Here is a 23,055-nt window from a genome sequence, read left to right as displayed (position 1 = left end):
TGCTTTTGGTGCATAAAGGGTTTGAATTCGGAGCAGGACCATGTGGCTGTTACTCAAGCGACTGTTGCAACATCAGGGCGGGACCATCGCCATTATGGGGGCTTTGCTGCTGGCCCCTGTCATCACCATGCTAACCATAAGCGTGGAGGTGACCCGTTATCTTACAAAACAGACCAGGCTGGTGCAGGCGCAGACCAGCGCCGCATATGCCATTGCCAAAGAAGGCCGCACGGCCACAACGGCCCAGCACGACAGCCTGATGAACGCCTATATCCTGACCAATCTTTCCGCCGTGCGGGATAGCGGGGACAAAATCACCAACAAGTGCACGATGGTAACCCAAGACAGCAACCGCATCATTTCACGGTTTGAACCAAAATCCATTTTTGACAGAATATTGGACGTCACCCTGCCCGTGGCTTTAACAGAATCGCAAGTAGTGGCAGAACGTGCCTTCAAACCGTTGGAACTTATCATTGTCATTGATGGGTCGTCTTCCGTCAGCGCCATTTTGCCAGAGCTCAAAGAGGGCGCGGCCAGAATTATTGACGATGTCATGGGGGTCAGCGACAACAACACGTATATCAGTCTGATAGCATACTCTGGCTATGTAAATATCGGCTGGGAATATAAAGATGTGCTGATCACCCCAGAGTCGCGCAGACCATGGACGGCCAGCCAAAGGGCCCTGACCGCACAATATGGCTTTGACGACCTGCTGGACCCCCAAGGGCCGGAAGGCAAACGGGAAGGGGCCTGCGTGCTGCGCCCCATGCTGTTACCCTCCAAAGGGACCACGCAGGGGCTTATTAAAAAATATGTGGATCTTATTGAAACTCCACCAACAAATCCAGAAGAAGGCTTTACCCTGCTGATGAACGATCGGCGGCCTGTGCCTCTGGAAGAATCCAATTCGGCCACCGACCAGACTACGTATTTCCTTCAGTTCGGCTTCGGCGCGCCGAATGCCACAACGGTTGACCGCGACAGCCCTTTCTACCTTGATAACGGCGATGTACGCGATGTGGCCACCATTGGTTTTGCCCAGGATAAAAAAACACCCTATGCTTGGGCCGATGAAGCTCGCAACCCTTCAAAATTCCACTACTGGGGCAAAACTCACAATGCCCGCAAAAAGCTCGGTCTGCCGGGCGGATCGCCCAACTGGGGGGAACTGGTGGCCGAGGACAAGGTCATCCATGTGCCTTGGAATTGCTCCACCATGCCCATGCTCATCGCCTCGCAAGACAAAGACGAAATTCTTGACCGCTTGGACACCTTGCGCAGCGGTTGGATGACGGGCACAGACGAGGGCATAGCCTGGGCCATGCGGGCGCTTTCTCCTAACTGGCGGCGTATCTGGAATCGTGGGGCCTACCCGGCGGACTATAATGACGGCGTGACCACCAAGCGTATCATGCTTCTTGGCGGCTCTATGACCCAGGGGTATTTTACCGAGAGCCGCAATGCCGTCTCAGAAATGTGCAAACGGCTTAAAGAAAATGGCGTTGAAATATATATTCTTGTGGATAAAAGTGAAAGTCCTAATGCCCAGAGCGAAAAAATTTACAAAGAATGCGCTGAAGAAAACTATACCCTGGCCCCTTCCAGCAGCGCCCTTCCGGAGTATATGGAAATGCTGGGTCGCCGGGCGCAGATTGCCCGGCTCACAAACTAGAAAGCCGGCAAATAAACGCCAGCTGCCCGCACCGGACGGACAGGCACGGGCAGCTTACGGCGTAATGCGATACGGTGCTGCCCTTAAGGCACAACCAGCGCCATAACCAGACCAACCCTCCTGACGCGCCAGAAGCGCACAAAAATCTGCGCCTTGCCCCGTTCCGGGCCCTGCCCCGGCGCATGGGCCACAGGCATAGCCCCCTAGCCTTAATTGCTCAAACTCACCACACTGGTGCGCGCGGCGATCTTTTCCATCATTTCGGGAAAAGCCTGGGCGCTGGGGGCCAGCACATAGTTTTCCTCCGCACACTTGCGGTAGATGCGCTGGCTTTGGATATTGGGGTTTTCGCTTTGATCCACAAGGATGTAGAGCTCAATGCCGTTTTCTTTGATGCGGCTGCACATTTCTGAAACGGCGTTGCGCCCCTCCTCATAATAGCCCGCCGTCATGGAGCCGCCGATAAGCAGAATACGCTTGGTGGTCACGCCGTCGTGATAGTCCGCCGGATAACTGCCCCTGTCCCATATGTCGCGCCAGTTGGGCGAGAGGATGCGCATGGCCCAAGCTATGCCTTCGTCCGTACCTGTAGTCCACATATCCTTGAGCATATCTATGCGCTCCAGTATCTCCTGTTTGTCCTGCGAGGCCACCAGCATGGGCATGGTGGTGCAGTCCCAGGGCACATGGATGTAGAGCTGGACGCCGTTTTTTTTCATTTCCTGCCAGCCGGCCAAGCCGCCGGGTTTGCCCATTTTCTTGTTGGCGGAGTGCGTCGGGCCCCAATAATAGAATTTATCGGGGCGCTGGTCTTCATCAACTTCAATATATTCCGGTGGAACGCTGGCAACGTCAGTAATTTTCCCGTTTTTTACATAAAAGGGACGAGCGCTATCTACATGGGTCGCGCTGGGCGCACCCAAGCCTTGCATAAAGAACAAATGTGTCAGTTCCGTGGCCCGTTGGCGAGTGCCATCATCGGGGCCTTCCAACGGTACAGGCCTGCCGTCGCCCATGAGCAGGGTAAAGCCTTGGTCTGGAGAGGCCGGCGGCACTTCTATGTCGTCTACATAAGACTTTATGATGGCCCCGTTGGCCCGCTCCGGCAGATATTTGGGGCGCAGTACGCAGGCTCCCTGGCGCACCCCCTCAGGGCCGTTGGGCGATAGCAGGTCGTTGTCCAGCCCCAGCTCCAGCAGGGCCATGCGCTGTTCCTTATAATAAATTTTGCGTGATTCCGGAGTAATAAGTTTATCTTTGTATTCCCATCCAATATTCACATAGTTGGAATAAGCCACAAGGCTGATGTAGGTATTCTCTTTTGTGACGCTAAAGACTTCGTCTACCACTCTTGCCGCGCCTTCGCGCAATTGCGGCAAGATAGCGCTGACGGAAGAAGATCCGTCAATGATGATGACAAGCTCCATGGGTTTGAACTTGCGCAGGGCAGTGACCTGTGTTTCTTTAAATGTATGTGGTAATGCTACATCAAATAATTTTTTAAATACAGATTTTGGAGTGTATGACGCTAAAATGCGTTCTGTACGTACATCCACAGACACGCGCTTCAGGGTGATCTTGTCTTCACTTTCGTTTATTGCAGCAATATTTGCATTTATGTATCCATTTAAAAGTTTATCTTTGTCTGCAGCGTCTGTACCTTCACCTTCCTTGGCTATGGCATAGGCGGCGGAAGTCATGGCCTGCAGCAGACGGGTCTGCTTGGTGACGGAGTCCGTCAACTGAATGCCTATAGCCATCATGGTGATCACCGGGGCCAGCAACAGCCCCCCCATGATGGCAATGGCGCCGCGGGTGTCGCCAAGTATTGTAAACCATTTTCTCATAACCAAACCCCATAACGACGGTGCGAACGGCAGGGCAGCCATTTCCCGTGCGAGAAACCAATGGCTCAACTTCGCGTCTTCGGCCAGTTACGGCGCACAAGGGCATGCCACGGCGGAAAGTTCGCCATGGCATGCCCTGCGCCGTTTCGGTATTATACGGTCATTTGCTTCACTTTGACGTAGAGTGTGGGATCCTGGTTGGAAACGTACACATCGTGCGTTGTGGTGCCGTACTGATTGCTGTAAGAACCGACTGCGGTCCAGTCGTCGGCGGCCATAAACACGCGATCAAGGTTGAAGGAGCCCTCCACAGTTACAAGAGTATCCGTGGCGCTGATGGCCGCCTCCAGGCCGCTGGCGTCAAAGTAGGTTACCTCCTCGCCAACTTCGTCGGCATTGAGCAATTGCACGTCCTCGTAGGTCAGGGTAAGCCTGCCGGCCGTGGTGGGATCGTAATAGCTGCCGTTGCCGGATCCTTCCTGAACGCCCGTGAGAGTTATTACCTCAAAGCTGCTCACGCTGATGTCGCCCAGAACATCCTTGAGGGTGATGTCACCGCCGTGCTGCGAAATATCCAGCGTATCCACGCGTTGCGTATTGCCCTGGAAAATCGCCGTTCCGGTTTCTCCTCCCGCGGAGCCTTCGACCGTGATGTTGTCGCCCAGAACCAACCTGCCCGACTTGCCGCCCGATATGCCGTCGGCAGCGCCGAAATTGACGGTAAAGCCGTCAAATAACGTCACATCGTCAAGTGTTATGGCATTGTAGCCGGAATCCTGGCTGGTATTGCCGAAACTGATCTCGCTGCCCTCGGAAACGGTGCCCTTGAGGGTGAAATAGTTGGTCTGCCAACTTTCTGCATAGATTTTCAGTAAGTTGGTGCCGCCGCCGAGGTCTATTTCCGTATGACCGACGATGGATGTGCCGCTGCCCTTGGTGCCAAGGGTGACGGTATCGTCCGCATCGGTCAGCGAGATCTTGTAGCGTTCGGTCTGGTAGTAAGAAGTGCCGCCCGTGTGATTCGCACCGACCCCACCTCCGATTTCGACAGCAGCCGCGCCGTCGCCCTCCTCAAGGAGAATGTCGCCGATGTAGGAGCCTTCTATGGTGACGTTCTGCACTCCCAGGATGTCCGCGCTGGTGGTAAACGAACTTCCCGTGGCGACAAGCGTGTTGACGCCGCCTCCAAGATCAATGGTGCCGCCGGTATAGCGCGCGCCCAGTTCGACAGTGTCATTTCCGGAGCCTGCGGTGATATTTCCGCCGAATTGCCCATCGGCGACCAGACTGTTGTTTCCGTCTCCCATATCGACGGTGGCGTAACTGTAGCCCGTGGTCGCAAAATGCAGGCTGTCGTCGCCGGACCCGCTGTAAATGAAGCTGCTGGTGACGTCGCTGTTAATTGAGAGGCTATTGTGCCCGTCGCCCAGAGAGATGGTGGAGTTTGCCACCGTTCCCGTAACGTTCAGGTCGTCGTCGCCCGCACCCACCGTGACGCTTGAAAAGTCAAGCAACCCGATGGTGCTTGTGCTGGGGAGGCCCGTAGTGGCCACTATGGACGAATAACGCACATCCCCTATTGCGCCGGCAAGCACGTCATTCAGCGTAATGCTCTTGCCGTAGATGTTTTCTCCTTCCGCAATGGAGGTTCCGCCGTCCTCCGTTTCAAACTGGCTGAAAGTGGCCGTATCAAGCAGCACCCGGGAATCCACGCCCGCAGTATTGGTTACCTGCAGGACGTACCAGGTTCTGCGGCTGACGGTTGTGGTGCCGATCAGCGACCAGTTGGAATCCATAATGAAGGAATCCCCTTCCTTGCCTACGACGCGCGGCGCGTTGTCATTGAAGTTCGCCGTGCCGCCTCCGGCAAGGGTGACCGTATAGGCGAAGCTGTCAGAGCCATACGACTGCACGGCATACGCGTCGGTGAACCTGAGGAGAAACCGGTCGCTTTCCGAAGCGCGCCCCTCGGAAAGATCGAAGAACTCTATCTCCGACCCGAGTGAGCTGGCCAGGCTGAGAGCTTTTGTACTTCCCATGCCATCAATATAGGAACCCATGCCGCCGAGGCCGATGAGCCAGTCCGTCCCCGCTCCGCCATTGCAGTAGCTGCCTATGTTGCCCCTGCCGTTTACATTAATGGTGTCGTTGCCTTCTCCCATATAAATCTGCGGAGCTCTGGTTCCTGTTCCTGTGGTGACCGAAATGGAGTCGTTGCCGGCTCCCATGCTTATCTTTGATGAGCCGCTGCCTGTGGAATATTCAATGGTGTCATTGCCGTTGCCCAGATTGATGGAGCCGCTGACGCCATTGATGATGTTCAGTCTGTGATTGAAGTTGTCCGTACCCTGCATATTCAGGGTGCTGGAATTGCTGCCTTCAAATTCTATGGTGACGTTGTCGAAGTAGAGGGTACTGTCTGGATCCGTCACCATCGCGTTGGTGCTGTCCTTAACCATGCCCATGGTGATGGAGTTGGTGGACTGTGCCTCAAACTTCAGACTGCTGTTGTTCAGTTCGGTCACGCCCAGGACGGAGAGCGTATTCTGCCCGGCCGTGAAGGTGATGTCCGTATCCTTAAAGTAGGATACTTCCTCTTTGTTTGTGGAGCCGAGCTGCATGTTCATGAAGGCTTTTTGTCCTGCCGGGATATCCGACGGGGTAACCATCTGAATGTTGCCGGAAGACACGTTGCCGGCAATGGCTACGGTAAGGTCCGTGTTGCTGGCGGCAACCACCTTCTGCAGATACATATTGACCACATTGCCACTGGCGTCGTTATTGACATTGCCGCTGTTGTCAAACACCGGACGGCCAACATTGATGTAGGCATCATTCAAAATGGCCGCGACATCTTCGCTGCCCACATTCAGGGTGTCACGCCCCGAGCCCATGTAAACGTTGAGCCCCTGCTGCAGCTTGCCGCCGTCAATGGTCAATTCGGTGCTGCCTGCAGTGTTGGAGATATACAGGTCTTCCGTATCTCCGGTAACATGCACGCTATCCGCCCCTCCCGCGCTGCCGCCAAGCTCGATTTTGGCGTTTTCCACATCCCCCAGGGTAACATTGTCCTTGTCTTGCCCCAAGGTAACCGTAATATTCTCACCGGCAGACAACGCAAGCGTGTTCTCGCCTGCGCCCAGATTAAGGGTGGAATTTGCCAGAGCTGCAATAGTTACGCTGTCAGCTCCCGCACCGCTGGAGATTGTAAGGCTGGTTCCGGAGGTGCTGACCGCAAGCTCATTGTTGCCGGAACCCAGCTCAATGCTCGTGCCTTTGGCGGATTGCAACCGCAGCGTGTCATTGCCGCCCCCCATATTGATGGAGGAAAACTCCGTCTTGCCGTCAGCTCCGGCCGCCTCTCCCTCCGCCACAGTGAGTGAGTCCGCTCCATCGCCCAGCGTGAGCGTGGTGGATTTAAGGCTGCCCAATGCTCTGTTCAGCAAAGCCTGGTCAAGGCTGATATCGTAGAATTCGCAAGCCTGCCCGTCGACCAAGGAGGACAAGTTCTCGTCCGAAATTCTGGACATTTCGTTGTACGCAACGTCCTGGCTGATCAAAACATATCTTTTAGCCGTGCCGCCGGACCATTCCAGAATATTGTATTGCCCGCCGTTCCAGATCGTTGTGCCAATAGTGCTCCAGCCCAGGCCCAGCATGTAGGAATCCTGCGTGGAGCCATTGATGACCAGCGAGGCGCTGTATGTCTTGCCGCCGCTGGATACTTTGACGGCAGCCTCGCCCTTGAGCATGGCGGTAACGTCATCGCCGGTGATCACAAGGCGCGTGCCTGCGCCGTCTTCTCGGCTGATATCCAGCACTTCAAAGCCGGAAAGGGTTTGCGCATCGCCGGTGATCGTGCCCTTGTCGCCGCGCAGGGTGTACATGGTTTCGTCCACCTGCATGCCGAGGCCGGAGATGTTCAGGGTATCCGTGCCCTTGCCGCCTTTGAGGTCTGTCATGGCGCCGAGTTTCTGACCAATAGAAACACTGTCGTTGCCCGCACCGGCATCAATGCTGGCTCCCATAATGCTGCCGGTGATGCTGATGGTGTCCGACTGCGCGCCACCGACAATGGTGACCACGCCGCTCTTGGTGGGGCTTTCTATCCATACGCTGTTTCTGGGGTCGTAGTAGCGCGAAAAGCCCACATCGCCGTCAATGGTCAATTCGTTGTTGCCCGCGCCCAGGTTGATTGAGGTTTTGTTTTCAATTTTCTGCGCCAGAACATCGCCCTTGATGGTCACCGTGTCATTGCCGGCACCCACATTTATGGCCGAACTGCCAAAGATGGCGATGCCGTCCGCATTATAGGAATTGTCGATAGTGACCGCATCGTGTCCAGACCCTGTGGTGATGCTGCTGTAGTACAGGGAAATGGCGTCCTCATAATTGCTGGTGACGGCGATGCTGGCATCGCCGGCACTGTCCTTGATGCTGGAGAATGACAGCTCACCCGTGATGTCGATAACGTCCTTGCCCTTTCCGGCCGTAATAGTAACTTCGTCCATAATGGCGGTAGCGTTCAATGTGTTGTTGCCGTCACCAAATGCTATTGTTGTATATGATATCTCACTGTGTGTCAGGTTTCCAAAAACCATCTCAGTACTACCATAACTTTTTGTTTTATAATTAGGATCTTTTTCTATTTTTATAGAATCGTTTCCTCCTCCAGCAAGCAATGACATATACATTGCATTGCTCTCCATATATAGCGTATTGTTCCCATGTCCGAGATTTACAGTGCTTACATTGCGTGAATCAAGCCCCTCAATAGCTCCTGTGAGATGCACGGAATCGTCGCCAGCCCCTACGTTTAGCAATGATTTTCCATACAGGGCATAGGAAGGAGTGGAGCCCCATGGTATGGAATAGTATTTGGCAAAAATATCAACAAAATCATTGCCTGCACCAAGCGTGACCGAGCTGTTGTACATGGCAATGGCCGCACCACCTGTGGCATTGATGCCAAAAGTGTTGTTGCCGCCCGCATCCGTGTACACAGCATTGCTCATGCCCACGCTGTTGCCCCTGCCGCCATTGCCATAAATATTGGCATTTACCGGATCCGCAGCGTTGATGTAGACACTATCATTGCCCGTGCCAGTTTTCAGCGAGGCCTGGGCCGTTACTTTGCCAGCGCTGTTCGTTTCGCTGTACATGCCATACTTGGCCTGAATGTGCACAACGTTGTCACCGTTTCCGGCATTGACAGATGCGCCGGAAAGGCCGGTGCTATGGCCTGTTAAGTCTGACCCCGAATTAATGGGTACCTGGTCGCCCAGGATGGAGATGGTGTCGTTGCCGGAGCCCGTTATCACCTGCGACTTGCTGGCCATGGCCGTGCCCTTGAGTACGGAAACCACAACTTCATTGTTGCCGTTGCCGGCATTGATGACGCTGCCCGCCCCCAAGGCCGTCTGGCTTCCGTAGGTGGCGGTACTTGTGCCCAGGGGGTGACGTTCTGCTTGGCCAGAGACTTCATCTCTACCCATGGAATACACGCCGATAACGTCATCGCCGTTTCCCGTGGTGATTTTGGTTGCATCAACGCCGTTTTTTGCAGTGAGCGAGATGGTGGAGGCATCGTTGCCGCCTATGATGGTGACCCCTATGGCGGCGTATCCGGAATATTCCTTTCCGGCGGTTTCGGTGCTGGCGACGAGGGTGTTGTTGCCCGCGCCGAGTTTGATGCTGGACCACTTGATGAGGGCATCGTCATCGTCAAGGCCTTCGGCCTGGATGGTGACGGTATCGTTGCCGCCGTTGAGGGTCATGGCGGCATTGGTCAGGCCCTGGGCGGTGATGTCGTTAACGCCCTTGGCCGTGATGGTGGCTGTGGTGGCGGTTTTTTTGTCGCCTTCGCCGATGATGCCCACCTCCAGCGTATTTTCCCCGGCGGCCAGGTCGATTTTTGAGCCCTTTAAGAGCGCGCCGTTGATGGAGACGGTTTCGTCGCCGTTGCTGGCGGAGCCGGTGATTTTGTAGACGTCGTCGCCTGTGGCCTGGTAAAGGGAGCCTTTGGTGGAGCTTTCCAGCCGGTAGGAGCTGCCTTCGTCCACATTGACGTGCACGGTGCGGGTGTAGGTATTCCCGTCCGCCGTGTATGCGTACTGCACGTCAGCGCCCTTTGCCAGCACAGCATCGTCTATAATGATGACGTCATTGCCTTCCGCATCCTGGCTGTTGGCCAGCTTTTGCGCAACTTCTGCGAGGCTGTCGCTTTTGGCTTTTGCGGCGTTTAAAGCGGCCACTGCGTCATTATATTTGTCCAATGCTGCGCTATATGCTTCAGATTGCTCATCAGTTATTTTGGACAAAGCCTGTTGCGCAGCGGTTACGGCCTTCTGCAGGGCGCTCTTATTGGCAACAAGCTTGGCCGCCGCCGTGGCTTCGGCCTGGGCGGCCTTGAGGGCGGCCTGATAGCTGGTTTTGGAGTAAACATTGTCATTGAGGGTCGCGGTCAGGGTGCCGTCGGCATTGGCAGTCACAGTGGCGTAGGACTCATCTCCTCCGGCAGTAAATTTTTTCGTATCCTTATTATAGACAAGAGTTGCAGCCTGAATGTCGCCCCCCGTCACGCTGACATTATCCGTAATATCCTGCTTTGTGAGCCCGTCCACAGCCAGCACGTCCAGTGCATACGTCAGGCTTTCGTTGTCGGCGGAACGCAGGGTAAGGTTGGCGTCGGCCACATTGTAGGCGAGTTTGAGGCCGCTTTTTACCAGCATAACCTGCGGAGCAGCCTTCAACCGCTGCTGGCCGTCGCTGTCGACGGAGGTTGTGGCAATGATGTTATAGGTTGTGCCGCTGACCTTGACCGTGCCGACCTGGCTCCAGCCGCTCTCAAAATATACGGTGTCGGAAGTATCACCGTGAACGCGCAGGATGTTGGCGTCAGCCGTCTGCAACAGGGCGGACAGGCTGTTTGTACCCTCGCCGTCCACAAACTTTTTGTTCAGGCTGACCTTGAGCCCGCTCAGGTCGTCCATGACGACCTTGCTCCGCGCCGTCTGCACGTCGGCAGTGCGCACATACAGGCCGCCAGCGGATTTGTCCGTAAGGTCAATGGCCTCAAAGCCCTTGATGCTCCCTTCCCCGTAGATGTCGCTCAGGGTCAGGGCGGCCCGCTGACTTACATTGAGCAAGTCCATGTTTTTTTTCGGGCTGGCGTCGTCCGAGCCGCCGTCAATCACAGCGCCGGTCCCCAGGGCTTCGGCAATGTAGAGGGTATCGTTGCCCGCGCCCAGAGAAATGGTGGAAGCCGTGTCCACCTTGCCCACAGTGACCTTGTTGCCTCCAGCGCCCAGGGTCAATCGCGAGTTGTCTCCCAAGTTGTTGATGGTGACCGTGTCTTTACCGAGGCCAAGGGTAACGGTGGAAGTTGTCACCGTGTCCAGGGCAAGGCTGTCGTTGCCGTCGCCCGTGTTGATGATGGCCTGCTGCACCGTGCCGCCGATGCTGATCTTGTCCGCGCCTTTGCCGGTGGTAAGCACGGCGTTGTCGCTCAGGCCGCCGCTGACGGCGATGACGTTGTTGCCCGCCCCGGCATCAAGGCTGCCCCCGCTCACAACACCGTCAATAGTGATCTTGTCCGCGCCCGCGCCGGTGGTGATGGCAGTATTGCTGACCGCGCCGACCACGGTAAGGCTGTTGCTTCCTTCGCCCAGATTGATGACGGATTCCTCACCTGCCGTGCCCTGCACTGCGCCCGTAAGGGTCACCTTGTCCGCGCCTTTGCCGGCAACAATGGCCGCGCCTTCCCCCAGGGCAGCAGTAGTGGCGTTGATGTCCACCACGTTGTTGCCGTCGCCCAGGTCCACCAGAGCGTTGGTCACGCCGATCGCCACCCCGCTGATAGACACTTTGTCCCCGCCCGATCCGCCAAGGACCATAGCGGCCCCAGCCTCGCCTGTGCCGCCCTTGATGCCGGCAGTGCCGCTCTTGGTGCTGTCGCCGACAACGGTAAACACATTGTTTCCATCGCCCAGATCAATATAGGCGGCCTCGCCCACGCCGATCTGATCAGCGGCATCCAGAGAAACCGTCACCTTGTCCGTGCCCTTGCCGAAGTTCAGCCCCTGCTTGGTGATAACGCCACCGCTGGAGGCGGCCTTTTGCGTAAAGACCATGCTGTGCGTGCCGTTGCCGAAATCAATGTCCTGCTGGGTCTGTATGGTGTCCTTGTCGTCTCGCGTGAAAGCAGCCATAAAAACTCCCCTTATACAATGATGGTGTATTTGCGCGTTACTCGGGTCAGACCCGGGAAAAACCGGCGGAGGCATGCCGTGCCGACAAACGTCCGCCTTTGCCACAACAGGACAACCGCGCGGCGCGGGCCGCCAAACTGTCGGCCCCGACGCGTCCCTGCGGGCGGGCAAGCGGCGCGGCGCGTTGCAGAACAAGCCTGTATGGGTCGCGGGACCAGACTCGTGGGAGGGCACGAATCCGGCCCCGCAGGCCCAGCGTGCGGCAAGGGCGGCCTATGGCCGTCTGCCCCTGCAGCGCCCCCGCCCCCAGCGGATGTTCACTGTGAAAGCATTGCGCAACGATGAGGCAAAATCGTCTTGCAAGGCTTTCAGATCGCGGACTCTGTGCAAAATCCGCGAGGAGCGGCGCAGCATGGGGCATGCTGGCCGTCTCCGGGGCGTTCCGCGTGGCGCTGAAATTGTAAATAAATTTGCATTCCATTTTTATAAAAGTTTTATCTTGCTCTAGCCTGAACATGAATCCCTCCGCACGGTCCCCAAGGCCGTTACTGCCGCCGCGCACAGGGCGCGGATGTGTTCTTTCCGCCACGGGGCGGCCGACGCCGGGCTGCTGTTGCAGGCGCGCCGGAAAAACGTTGTCGCTCTGCCGCGCCGGGTTGCACGCAGCGGCGCAGACGCTAGAGCATTTAACACTTGAAATGCTCGCTTACGGCAGGCAAAAGCCTGCCTTCTCGCATTTCGTGGCAAGGATTTTCAAGAAAATCCTTGCAGAGCAGTTAGCTCATTTCATTCGCTAACCGCTCTAAAACCCCGGCCCGCACATGGCTTGGGCCAGTTTTTTGCGCTTGTTTTCATAAACCTGGTGCAGCAAGGCCACATGCCGCGTCAGGCAGTTTTCCAGTTCATAGGTATCCACAACGGTCTGCCGGGCGTTGCGGCGCAGCGGGGCAAAGCTCTCCGGTCGGCTCAGGGCCGCATCCATCAGATCTACCAGGCCTTGACGGTCAAAAAAGTCCAGCAGCAGGCCGTTTTTGCCGTCCTGAATCACCTCTTCCACCGGCGGCGTGCGGGAGGCCGCCACCAGGCAGCCGCAGGCCATGGCCTCCAGTACGGACCACGAAAGCACAAAGGGATAGGTGAGATAGACGTGCACAGAAGAAATGCGGAACAGGGCGCGCAAGTGCGGGTAGGCGATCCGCCCCAGAAAATGGATTTTTGAAAAATCCAGCCGTGCCCCCACTTCTTTGAGGTATCTGGCCTTGTAGGTTTCCCCTTCGGGCAAGGCCGGACTGTAACTTGTGCCGTCGGCCCCCACGATGAGGATGTGGGCGTCGGGGTGCCGCTGCTGGATTTCGGGCAGGGCCCGCAAAAACACATGGATCCCCCGGTAGGGCTCCAGATTGCGGCCTATGTAGGTAATGACCTTGTCCGTCCGCCGCAGCACCAGAGGCGGACCTGCGGGAACGCCCTGCCCTGCCCCGCCCGTGGGCGGCACCTCAGGCACGGCCGGTTGGTCATCAACGGCCGACGCGCCGCTGCAGCTCAGCACCCGGCTTTCGCCAGGGGTGGACAAAGGCTGCAGGGTCAGTGCAGCGCTGTCGTCCGGAGCCATGTAGGCGCAGTTGATGCCGTCGTGGATAACGGTCATGTCCTGCTGCATAAAATGGGGATAGCGCAGGGCCTGCCAGTACATGGGGCTCACAAAGGCGTCGGCCGTGGCCAGCGAGATGAGCTGGGCCGAATTGCGGATGCGCACGCTGAAGCTGAAGTCCAGCGTGTAGGTGAACTCCGGATCAAACTGCAGGTCGGCCTGCCCGGCATGAAAATAGTATTCGCAAAACATCAGGACGGCTGCCCTGGGGAACACGTCACGCACAAACAGGGCTTCGCCCCAGCCGGGGTGGGCGCAGACCACGTCGGGGATAAAGCCTTTTTCGCGGATCTCCAGCAGCACGCGGGCCACGGCCTGGCCGCGCCGCACGGCGGCCTCTGTAGACTGCAGATAGTGGTGCGTTTCCGGCCCGGCCCCCTGCGGCGTCTGGTAGGCCAAAGTGGTGACGCCGGGAAGCGTGCCCCGCTGCACGATGTTGCTCTCCTCCCCTATGCAGACCACGGTATTGCCCGCCCGCGCGCCCATGTAGGACGCCAGGTGCACATACTGGCCGGGGAAATTCTGGTGGATGAAAAGTATGTTCATTAGAGGTGCGCCCCACCTATCTTTTACGTAATACTACAAAATTGCTGTAATAAGATTTGGGAAATGTCAGGTCCATAAGGCCTGATCGGTCTTTGGGCTTGTAGCAGCCCTCCACCCGCACCAGCATGGCCTTGGAGGCGTTGTCTTCCGTGGTCAGATTGCCGTTGGGCCAGATCATCTTTGTGAGATCCGGAACCGTGCCCTTCCGGTCGCAAGAAATGCCGCGCTTGACGCTGAAGGATATGACCCGGGATTCGTCCAGATCTTCTGGATCCACATTGACCAGGGCAGTATCCAGAAAATCAATCTGCACGCCCACCGAACCGTCGTTTTCCTCTCCCATCATTTCTTCCAGCATCTCTTTGACCTCGTTGGCCTGCTGGACGATGGCCGGGGCCACCTCCACGTCCTTGTCCACATTGACGTTGGCGAGTATCTCGGCCAGCGTGGCCGTGGCGCGGTGCAGCCTGGTTTCAATGCGAAAATGGTAGGCCGCCTCTGCGCCAAACCACATGACCAAGAAGAAAATGGGGAGCATAAAACCCAATTCTATGGCTATGCTGCCGGCCTCGTGACGCAATAATGCCCGCATGCGACGCTCCGTCAGTAGTCCAGGGCCTTGGCCGAGTCTTCATTTTGATAATAGTAGTAAATGGTACGGGTTATCTGCCAGGGGTCGGGCAAAAAATCTTTAAAGATGCTCAAGTTCGCCTCCAGCTTCAACCGCACCACCCGGGAGGCTCCCACCGCGCCGGTAGTGCCGCCCCCGCGCGCCAGCAGGGCAAAATCCTCTGCATTGCGCGCCGTAACCTTGACGTCGTCAGGATCAAAAAACATGTAGTTTCTGTCCTTGAGAACGCTCCTGACAATGCTCTGGAAGCCCTGGCCGTACTGCAAACGACTCTGGTAAGCGATATCAGAAACGCAACGCTCCAGCAGCATGGAGGCCATCTGCACCCGAAACACCTCCACGCTCATAAGAAACACGGCAATGAACACCGCTACGCACAGGGCGAATTCCACGGCGATAACGCCGCGCTTATCCCGCCACAGGCGCGTCATGACCTGACGCCTCCGATAATCTTGTCGATCTCAGCGGCGGGCACATGGCCTTCCAGCAGGCTGCGCGCCCCTTGACGGTCATTGCTTTTGACCATGGCCGCAGCGGCCAGCAACCGCGCCTGCGGCAGGAGCTTCACCTCCACAATGGGCATAAGCGCGGTGACGGCATCGCTGTACTTTTTACTGGCATAAAATGATCTGCCCAGATTATAGCGCACGCCGGGCTCGTCTTTTTCCGCCAGCAGGTCGGTGTAAATGCCCTGCGCATCGTTGTGCTTGCCCGCAATATCCAGGCAAATGGCCTGCAGCTTGAGCACCTCGCGCATAACGGCCGGGGAGGGCTTGGTATCCACGGCGTTTTTGAGCGCCTCGCCGGTTTCGGAAATCTTTTCCATAGCCAGCAAGGCCCGGCCCCTTTCCAGCCAGGACTCGGCCGAGGGCGGCCCGGAGAGGGCCTCCAGCAGGGTCAAGGCCTGTTTGGGACGCCCCTTGCGCGTCTGCAGCCTGGCGGCCACAATGCGGGCCTCATCGTTCTTGGGGCGGGTCTGCAGCTCTTTCAGGGCCGTGTTCAGCGCCACATCCACGGAGCCGCTGGCCTCGGCGGCCTTGATGATGCGCAGGTTGGACTCCCAGGAATTGTCCAGCTGCGCCAGGTTGGCGTCAGCCCTCTGGGTTGAGTGGCTGGACGCGCAGCCGGTCATGAGCAGAGCCAGAACAAGACAATACACAATGCGCATAGCCGCCTCCTAAAAAACGCGGATCAGGTTAATGGCCGCCGGCGCCGCGATCAGCGCCACCAGGGGAAAAAGCACCAGAACAATCAACGGAATGCCGACACGGGCGGCAATATTGCCGGCCTTTTCCTCCAGGCTGGACATCTGCTCGGCGCGGCTTTCGGCCGCGATGCCGCGCAGGGCTTCCACAATGGGCGTGCCGTACTGCAGGGACTGGGTGAGCGTGCCGGCCAGCTTTTCCAGCTCACGCACGCCGCACCGTTTTTCCAGCCGCTTCAGCGCTTCATTCCGGTTGATCACCAGCATTTCCGAGCGGGTGGTGCCGAGCTCCTGGGCGATCTCCGGCGCGCGGGCGACAATGTTGGTGGCCACGCGGCCAAAAGATTCTTCCAGGCTGACGCCGGACTCCACGCAGATGGTCAGCAGGTCGATGGCCTGCGGCACGCTCTGGCTGATTTTGGCGCGCCGTTTTTTGACCTGATTGGCCAGCCACCAATCCGGCAGACGGGCCGCCACAAATATGGTCACCAGATATTTGAGCAAGGCAAAGGGGCGGGCCAGCAGATGCGTTATCTGAATTTCAAAAAAGAAATACCCGGCCGCCACGGTCAGCAGCACCAGCAACAGCTTGCCCGCCAAAAAAGCGTCCAAAGCCCAGTTGGTGCGCAACCCCGCCCAGACAAGTTTTTCGCTCAGGGCGGCCCGTTCTTTTCTGCCCGCCAGGGGAACGGCCAAAGCCTTAAGCCAGATCTGCCATTCCGTGTTCTTTTTTTTCTCCTGCGCAGCGCCTTCCGTCTGCCGAAGCAGGCGGTGCAGCACGCGGGCGCGGCGCATGCGCCGCGCGGCCACGCCATACAGCAACACGGCCGCCACAGGGAGCACAAAAAGAAGGATGTGGTGCAAACGCATAGCTAATCCGACAAGCGGGACATGCGCCGGATAATCAGGATGCCCGCAGCCATACTCAGCGTGCAGTACCCAATAACGATGCGTCCCAGAGGATCGTTGATAAGAAACTGCAGTTGCTGCGGGTTAAGCAGCGCCTGCAGACCGATGATGAACAGGGGCAGAAAAGACAGCACCCTGGCGGCCGCGCGCGATTCCGCCGTAAGAGCCTTGAGCTTGCGGGCAACCACTCGCCGTTCGCTCAGAGTTCTGCTTAAGGAAAGGAGCATGGGGGTGATCTGACTGCCGGTTTCGCGGTGCAGCACAAGCACGGCGCAAAAATAGTCCACGTCCGGCAAATCCAGCCCTGCGGCAAAGGCGTCCAGGGCCTCCTTGAAGGAAACGCCTATCTCCATCTGCTGCACCAGGTGCTGAAAGCGGTGGGCCATTTCACCCTCAAAGATGGCCCCGATGGAAGCCAGGGCCCGCTCCAGCGGGACGCCTGCCTGAACCGCGCGGGTGAGGCTGTCCACGGCCTCAGGGAAGCGCTCCGCGAACTCCGCCCGAAAGCGCCGCAGACGGTACCGACGAACCAGAAACCAGGCCGCCGGGCAAACGATGCAGAGCAGCAGCACCAGACTCCAGACCGGCAGATTAAAGAAAAAGGCCACGGCCAGAGAAACAACCACGCCTGCGGCGGCAATGCGCACCTCTGGTTTGGACAGCTCCTGCCAGGGGATACGACTTGTGCCGGCCTCCGCCTTCTGGGCAGGACGCAGAAAATCCAGCCGCGCGTAGAGCGCGTTTTTTTTGCGCTGCCGGCTCATGCGCAGAAAAAACAACACCAGCGTCAGCACCAGCAGAATGAGCAGCAGTTCAGTAAGCGTCACGGCCGATCACCTCCTGATAGGCTTCGTACACTTCAGAGGCCATCATTTTGCGGTCATAGTCCGGCTGGTAGTCTGTGCGCACAAATTCTCCGCCGCCCTCGGCCTTACGCCGGAACGCAAAGATGTGTCGGCAGGCCACATCGTCCGGCCCTTCAGCCACCACTTCGGAAATGTGCGTAACGCGCCGCATGCCCGTAATGTCGCGCTCTACCTGCACCAGCAGATCCAACGCGCTGGAAAGCTGACGCCGCACCAGGGCGGAGGTCATGGCGTGCGCGCCCATATTGAGCATGTTCTCCAGCCGCAGCAGGGCATCCTCTGGCGTGTTGGCGTGCACGGTGGACAAGGAACCGTCGTGACCCGTGTTCATGGCCTGAAGCATGTCAAAGGCTTCGGCGCCACGCACTTCGCCCAGCAGAATGCGGTCGGGCCGCATGCGCAGGGCGTTGCGCAAAAGGTCGCGCTGGGTCACCTCGCCCTTGCCTTCAATGCTGGGCGGGCGCGTTTCCAACCGGATGACAAAGGGCTGGTCCAGGCGCAGTTCCGCCGCGTCCTCAATGGTGATGATGCGCTCGGAGCGCGAAATGTGCTGCGAAAGGGCATTGAGCATGGTGGTCTTGCCCGACCCCGTGCCGCCGGAAACCAGAATGTTCAGCCGCGCTTTGGCCGCAAGGTGCAGAAAATCCGCCATACGCCGGGACATGCAGCCCTTTTCCACATACGAATCCAGGGTCATGACCGTACGGGAAAATTTACGGATGGAAATGTAGATGCCGTCCAGGGCCAGGGGCGGCCCCACGATGTTCACGCGGCTGCCGTCGGCCAGGCGGGCGTCCACCATGGGCGAAGATTCGTCTATGCGCCTGCCCACGGCGCTGGCAATGCGCTGGGCCAGGTTGAGCAGGTGGTTGTGGTCGCGAAACTTGTGCTTGGTGAGCTCCAGCTTGCCCGCGCGCTCCACCAGCACCTGATCCGTGCCGTTGACCAGCACGTCGTTGACCTGCGGGTCGTCCATGCAAGGCTGAATGGGCCCCAGCCGCACCATATCGTCCACGATCTCACGAGTCAGCGCACGCTGTTCGTAGCCATTAAGAAACAGCCGCATTTCCGCTACGGCCTCAGCCACAATTTTACCCACGGTGCGCTCCAGCACGCGGGGGTCCATTTTGAGCGCACTTTCGGCGTCCACCTGCTCGATAATATAGGTGCGGATACGCTGGTGCGTTTCATCAGAAATCTTGTTCTGCCTGCTCATACTCATTTAAAGAGCCTCCGCAGCCAACTGCAGTGATGACACTGCACGCCAAGAATATCATTTGTTATGGACGAAAAAATTTTATGCATACAGTGAGAAGGCTGATTAAAGCGAACATTCTTCAACTGATCTTCGCCAAAAGTCTTTTGGTATGGGATGGTAAAATGTATTTTACGTCCAGTAAGATCTTCAAAAGACTCCGCCGGCACCGGCGGATTGGGCGACGGCGTATTGTAGACCAGGATCAGCCGCGCGCCGGGATTATGCTCTCCCAGCCACTGCACCACGTCGGGCACGGCCCGGGCCGACGGCAAGGCTCCCCCCAGCACCAGCAGCACAATATCCGCCTGCTTGAGCACCAGGGGCTTCAGCGCGCCCGACCCGCCGTTGACCCGCCAGACCTGGTAGCGGTAGCGGTTGCCCAGAAGCTCGATAAGGGCCTCCACATTGGCGGATTTGATGGAGCGCTGCACGTCTATGCCGTCATAACCGTCCAGCAGGGCAAGGTCCTCCACGGGGCGCTGGATGATCTGATCTACCAGCACGCTGTCTATTTCCTCAGCTTCGTCCAGCAGAAGACCCAGGTTTCCGGGCAAATCGCTGCCCACGGCGCTGCCCGCCGTGGGGGAAAGGGTATTGGAGTCCACCAGCGCCGTGCTGCGGCCGTGCTCCAGCGCAAACATCTGGGCCAGCCCAGCCGCCACCGTACCCGCCCCGGCGCCGCCGTGCGTGCCGAACACGGCGACCATGCGGCCCAGGCGCAAGGGGCAGGCCGCAGCGTCCAGGTTAAGCAGCGTCCGCATGGCCTGCAGCAATTCGTCCACGGGCAGGGGCTGCGCAAAATATTCATCCGCGCCGGCGGCCAAAGCCTGCCGATAGAATCCGAGGTCATTGGCGCTGCCGATGGCCACGATCTTCATCTGGGCGGGGCAGCGCTCCCGCAGCTCGCGCAGCAGCGCCAGGGGCGAACCCTGGCGGGAAACATCGAGCACCACGGCGCAATGACCCGCCAGATTGGCCGGCGTCAGGTGCTTGAGAAAATCTGTCTTTGCCCCCACATCCAGACAAAACCCCACGGGGATGCAGCCTGCCTCAAGGCCGGGCCGAATCTGGGCAAAAGCCGTTTCGCCCGACAACAGCAGCGCCGTTTTGAGCCCTTCTTCCTGAAACATCTGCGCGGCGTCTTCGCCCCGCCCTTCAAACGCGTTGCTCATTGCTTCCCCTATTGTCCTGATGTGCCGACTTCAACAGACTGGTCCGAAAGCCCCCGCACCTTGCCGCCCTGGTAGCGGTCTACAGCGCCCACCGCCGCCACAGGGTTGGGGTCGCTGAGGCTTTCAGGAACATCAAGCTGGCGTTTTTCCACATACTGCCGGCCCAGGTTGGCCTCCATGGCCCGCCCGAATTCCGGGTCCACGGCATTGCGGTTAAACCAGTAAGGGTCCCAAAAAGACTCCCGCACCCGGGCCTGCACCAGACGCTGCACGGTAAAGGTCACGCCCAGGTAGTCGCCCGTGGAAGGCGTCAGCACAATGCGTTGTGGGACAACCTGCAAAGCCGTGAGGGTGGCGCGCACCCGCTCCGGGCTGCGCGGGTCCGCATCGGGCCCGGCGGCAATAACGGCCGAAATATCGCCACTGCGGAGGGCCTTGATTGTTTCGGCCAAAACCCGCCGCTGGGTATCCTCCGGCATGCCGGTCAACACGCAGGGCACATCTTCCCTGATCCAGACCATCTGATTCTGCGGCACGGAAGTGCGCCTGGCGCAGCCCGCCGCCATAAGCAGGCAGAGAAGCACTAAAGATATTTTTTTCACCGTATCCTCCCGAATCCTCTGTCCTTACGCGGGCGGCCCCGCCCGCCATTAAACAACGCCAACCCCCCAGATTGCCTAATAATAGATGAAATCCGCGGGACGCAGCGAGCCCGCGCTGACCCTGGGGTTTTGCCCCAGGAACATGCGGTTGAAAAAATTGGGCACGTCAATATTGGCGTTGGGGATGTCCAGAGCCGCGTCCGACGGTTCGGAGATATAGGCCGTGGCAATGATAACCAGCTCGGTCTCGCCACGTTTGAAGGCCTTGGAGCGGGCCAGGGCGCCGATAATGGGAATATCGCCCAGCAAAGGAATTTTGCTGACCTCATTGGTGATGGAGTTCTGCAGCAGGCCGCCGATGGCCACGCTCTGGCCCGAAGCCAGTTCCACTGTGGTTTCGGCCCTGCGGGTGGTGAACCCTGGCACCACCGCCCCCTGAATAACCACGCCGTTGGCGGTGGAAGGCTCGCTCACTTCCGGCCGCAGGCGCAGGCTGATGCGGTTGGGCGAAAGGATGGTGGGCGTAACCCCCAGCAGCACGCCAAATTCCTTGAAGTCCACTCCAGTGCCGCCATCGCCGTCAGAGGTAGGAAAGGGTATCTCGCCGCCGGCCAGGAAATTGGCCGTTTCGCCGGACATAACGGAAAGGTTGGGCTCCGCCAGGATGGAAACAAGGTTTTCCAGGGCCAAGGCGTCGATAAGCACGCCCAGATCCACAGGCATCCCCCCGGTTGAGCCCGTAATGCCCGTGCTGGTGGCAAAGGTCACGCCGGAACTGACAGCGCTGCCGGAAAGCCCCACCAGCAGCTTTTCGCCACCAAGAAAAGCCTCCCGCCCGAACTGCCATTTGACCCCCAACTGCTCGGAAAGGGTCCGGCTCACTTCGGCCACACGTACCCTGATGGTGACCTGGGTAGGCATGGTTATCGTAAGACGGTTGATAATCTTGGCGTTGCGCGTGGAAAGAGTGCCGGATCCGGTGCCCGCGCCCGAAGGCGTGGTGTCTCCGTCCCCTTCCTTATTGGAGGATTCCGCCGTATTGGCGGCGTTGCCGGTGGCCGCGGCCGGCACACGCACAAAAGAATCCAGCATGGCGATGACCTGGGCGGCGGTTTCAGCACTGGGCACTTTGCCGCTGACGGCCACGCCGTCGTACACTGGGGTGAGTTTCAGATTCAGAGAGGGAAATTCCCGCCGCAGCGCCGCGTGCATAAGGCTGGTGTCGTACGCCACCGTGACGTTGGCGCTGTAAATGGGGTCGTCGCTTTCCCCAAGGGCAAATACGGTAGTCTGACCCGGCATGCGCCCAAAAACCAGCACCCGCCGTTCGCCCGCCACCTGAAAGCTGGCCACTTCCGGGTCCGCCACAAAAACGGTCTTGGCCGCTTCAGGCAGGGAAATGAGCACCCCCTTGCTCACGGCGACGGACACGGTGGTTGTGGGGGACTGCACACGCCCCGCGCTCTGCGCCTCGACGCCAAAAATAATGGTCGTCAACAGCGCGGCCATAAGAGTTAACACTCGCATGAAGCATCCTTTACGGAAAAAAAGATTGACGTTCTGCGGCGCCCCTGCCGACGCCGCCCGGATTCAGACGCCAACCGCTGCCGCTGCGGCGGCAACAGCATATTTTTACGGGGTTATTTGGTGGAGGACTTGTTGACCTCTGTGCCGTAAATGGTCACCACGTTGGCCCCGGGACCGGCAATTTTTACAATGTCGTCGGCCTTGGTGATCCGCGCGGACACTCTCCGCGAGGCCACGCCGTTCTCCAGGCTTCTGAGGCTCAGCGAAAGTTCGCCCAGCTTACGCGCCACAGTAACAAGCTCCACTTCAAGGGGAGAAACCTCAAGCGTCACCGTGCCCCGCGAAATATCCTGGCTGCCGCCTTTGACGATTTTGTCCTTCTCGTCCGCAGCGCTCACGGCCCGCGGGTCCACATCCCGATTGACGGCAATAACGCGCACGTCCGTAAGCAGGGTCTTGGCCGAAGGCAGGCCCTTGAGACCGCCGCCGGTTTCCAGCTTGCCGGAAAGGATCACGTCTACCTGGTTGCCGGGGCGGATAAGTCCGGCCCCGCCGGTCACGTCGTCCACCCTGATGGTGATGGCCCTTTTGTCCGGCCGCAGCACAGCGGCGAGAAAGGCGGATTCTCCAGGCTTGATATAGTCGTGGACGGACAGGAAGCTGTCGCGGGAAACACTGCTGCGCAAAACTGCCCCGGCCAGGTCGGAGAGATTGAGGCTGCCCTTGGGCGTGTACGCCGCCGCAGCCTCTGCCGACAGGGCCGGGGATGCGGGCCGCCACTCCAGATCCTTGGCTTCCAGAAAATCGCCCACGCTCAGGTCACGCACCACCGCCAGATAGTGGCGCACCTGCTTGGGCCCTTCTGAAGTCATAAACCCGAAGGAGCGGCCCATGGACAGAAGCAGCGCCATAAGGGCCACAGCTCCCACAGAATACACTATGAATTTCATTTTT

The 23,055-nt window shown here is 58.4% G+C and carries 14 protein-coding genes; 1 reads left to right on the top strand and 13 read right to left on the bottom strand.

The window, feature by feature from the left end; all coding sequences use genetic code 11:
- Positions 1-40: 40 nt before the first annotated feature.
- Entirely contained in the window at positions 41-1,678 is a 1,638-nt protein-coding gene (locus J7I12_RS01100) for a TadE/TadG family type IV pilus assembly protein (protein WP_487125604.1), read from the top strand.
- A gap of 209 nt (positions 1,679-1,887) precedes the next feature.
- On the opposite strand, the gene J7I12_RS01095 is transcribed toward J7I12_RS01100, so the two are convergent.
- From J7I12_RS01095 to cpaB, 13 genes are all read right to left on the bottom strand, one after another.
- On the bottom strand, positions 1,888-3,594 hold the full coding sequence (locus J7I12_RS01095; protein WP_303193138.1) for a hypothetical protein: 1,707 nt from the start codon (positions 3,592-3,594) through the stop codon (positions 1,888-1,890).
- Positions 3,595-3,677: 83 nt separating this feature from the next.
- Complete coding sequence (locus J7I12_RS01090; RefSeq protein ID WP_487125606.1) at positions 3,678-11,735, bottom strand: beta strand repeat-containing protein; 8,058 nt, start codon at positions 11,733-11,735, stop codon at positions 3,678-3,680.
- An 802-nt stretch (positions 11,736-12,537) separates the two neighbouring features.
- Complete coding sequence (locus J7I12_RS01085) at positions 12,538-13,932, bottom strand: glycosyltransferase (protein ID WP_302548833.1); 1,395 nt, start codon at positions 13,930-13,932, stop codon at positions 12,538-12,540.
- A gap of 16 nt (positions 13,933-13,948) precedes the next feature.
- Positions 13,949-14,524, bottom strand: a complete 576-nt coding sequence (locus tag J7I12_RS01080; protein ID WP_302413213.1) for a TadE/TadG family type IV pilus assembly protein — start codon at positions 14,522-14,524, stop codon at positions 13,949-13,951.
- Positions 14,525-14,535: 11 nt separating this feature from the next.
- On the bottom strand, positions 14,536-14,994 hold the full coding sequence (locus J7I12_RS01075; RefSeq protein WP_302413212.1) for a TadE/TadG family type IV pilus assembly protein: 459 nt from the start codon (positions 14,992-14,994) through the stop codon (positions 14,536-14,538).
- Positions 14,991-15,731, bottom strand: a complete 741-nt coding sequence (locus tag J7I12_RS01070) for a tetratricopeptide repeat protein (RefSeq protein ID WP_302413211.1) — start codon at positions 15,729-15,731, stop codon at positions 14,991-14,993. Before J7I12_RS01070 ends, J7I12_RS01075 begins: the two co-directional genes overlap by 4 nt.
- A gap of 9 nt (positions 15,732-15,740) precedes the next feature.
- Entirely contained in the window at positions 15,741-16,637 is an 897-nt protein-coding gene (locus J7I12_RS01065; protein ID WP_302413210.1) for a type II secretion system F family protein, read from the bottom strand.
- A gap of 2 nt (positions 16,638-16,639) precedes the next feature.
- Positions 16,640-17,503: a type II secretion system F family protein gene (locus J7I12_RS01060; RefSeq protein ID WP_302548831.1), complete on the bottom strand. Its 864-nt coding sequence runs from the start codon at positions 17,501-17,503 to the stop codon at positions 16,640-16,642.
- Positions 17,490-18,758, bottom strand: a complete 1,269-nt coding sequence (locus J7I12_RS01055; RefSeq protein WP_498793872.1) for a TadA family conjugal transfer-associated ATPase — start codon at positions 18,756-18,758, stop codon at positions 17,490-17,492. The genes J7I12_RS01060 and J7I12_RS01055 overlap by 14 nt, the downstream gene beginning before the upstream one ends.
- A 2-nt stretch (positions 18,759-18,760) precedes the next feature.
- A complete protein-coding gene (locus J7I12_RS01050) occupies positions 18,761-19,972 on the bottom strand; it encodes a CpaE/TadZ family protein (RefSeq protein WP_303193184.1) in 1,212 nt (403 codons plus the stop codon).
- Between the two features lie 8 nt (positions 19,973-19,980).
- Positions 19,981-20,574, bottom strand: coding sequence for a hypothetical protein (locus J7I12_RS01045; protein WP_302413206.1), 594 nt, complete (start codon positions 20,572-20,574; stop codon positions 19,981-19,983).
- Positions 20,575-20,649: 75 nt separating this feature from the next.
- Positions 20,650-22,101, bottom strand: a complete 1,452-nt coding sequence (locus J7I12_RS01040) for a type II and III secretion system protein family protein (RefSeq protein ID WP_302413205.1) — start codon at positions 22,099-22,101, stop codon at positions 20,650-20,652.
- Between the two features lie 113 nt (positions 22,102-22,214).
- Positions 22,215-23,051: a Flp pilus assembly protein CpaB gene (gene cpaB, locus J7I12_RS01035; protein WP_302413204.1), complete on the bottom strand. Its 837-nt coding sequence runs from the start codon at positions 23,049-23,051 to the stop codon at positions 22,215-22,217.
- Positions 23,052-23,055: the final 4 nt, after the last annotated feature.

Origin of the sequence: Desulfovibrio diazotrophicus (assembly GCF_902498985.2) — a bacterium.
GTDB classification, from domain to species: Bacteria; Desulfobacterota; Desulfovibrionia; order Desulfovibrionales; family Desulfovibrionaceae; genus Desulfovibrio; species Desulfovibrio legallii.
The sequence above is the reverse complement of the archived record's forward strand: the minus strand, read 5'-3'. Positions and strand labels throughout refer to the sequence as shown.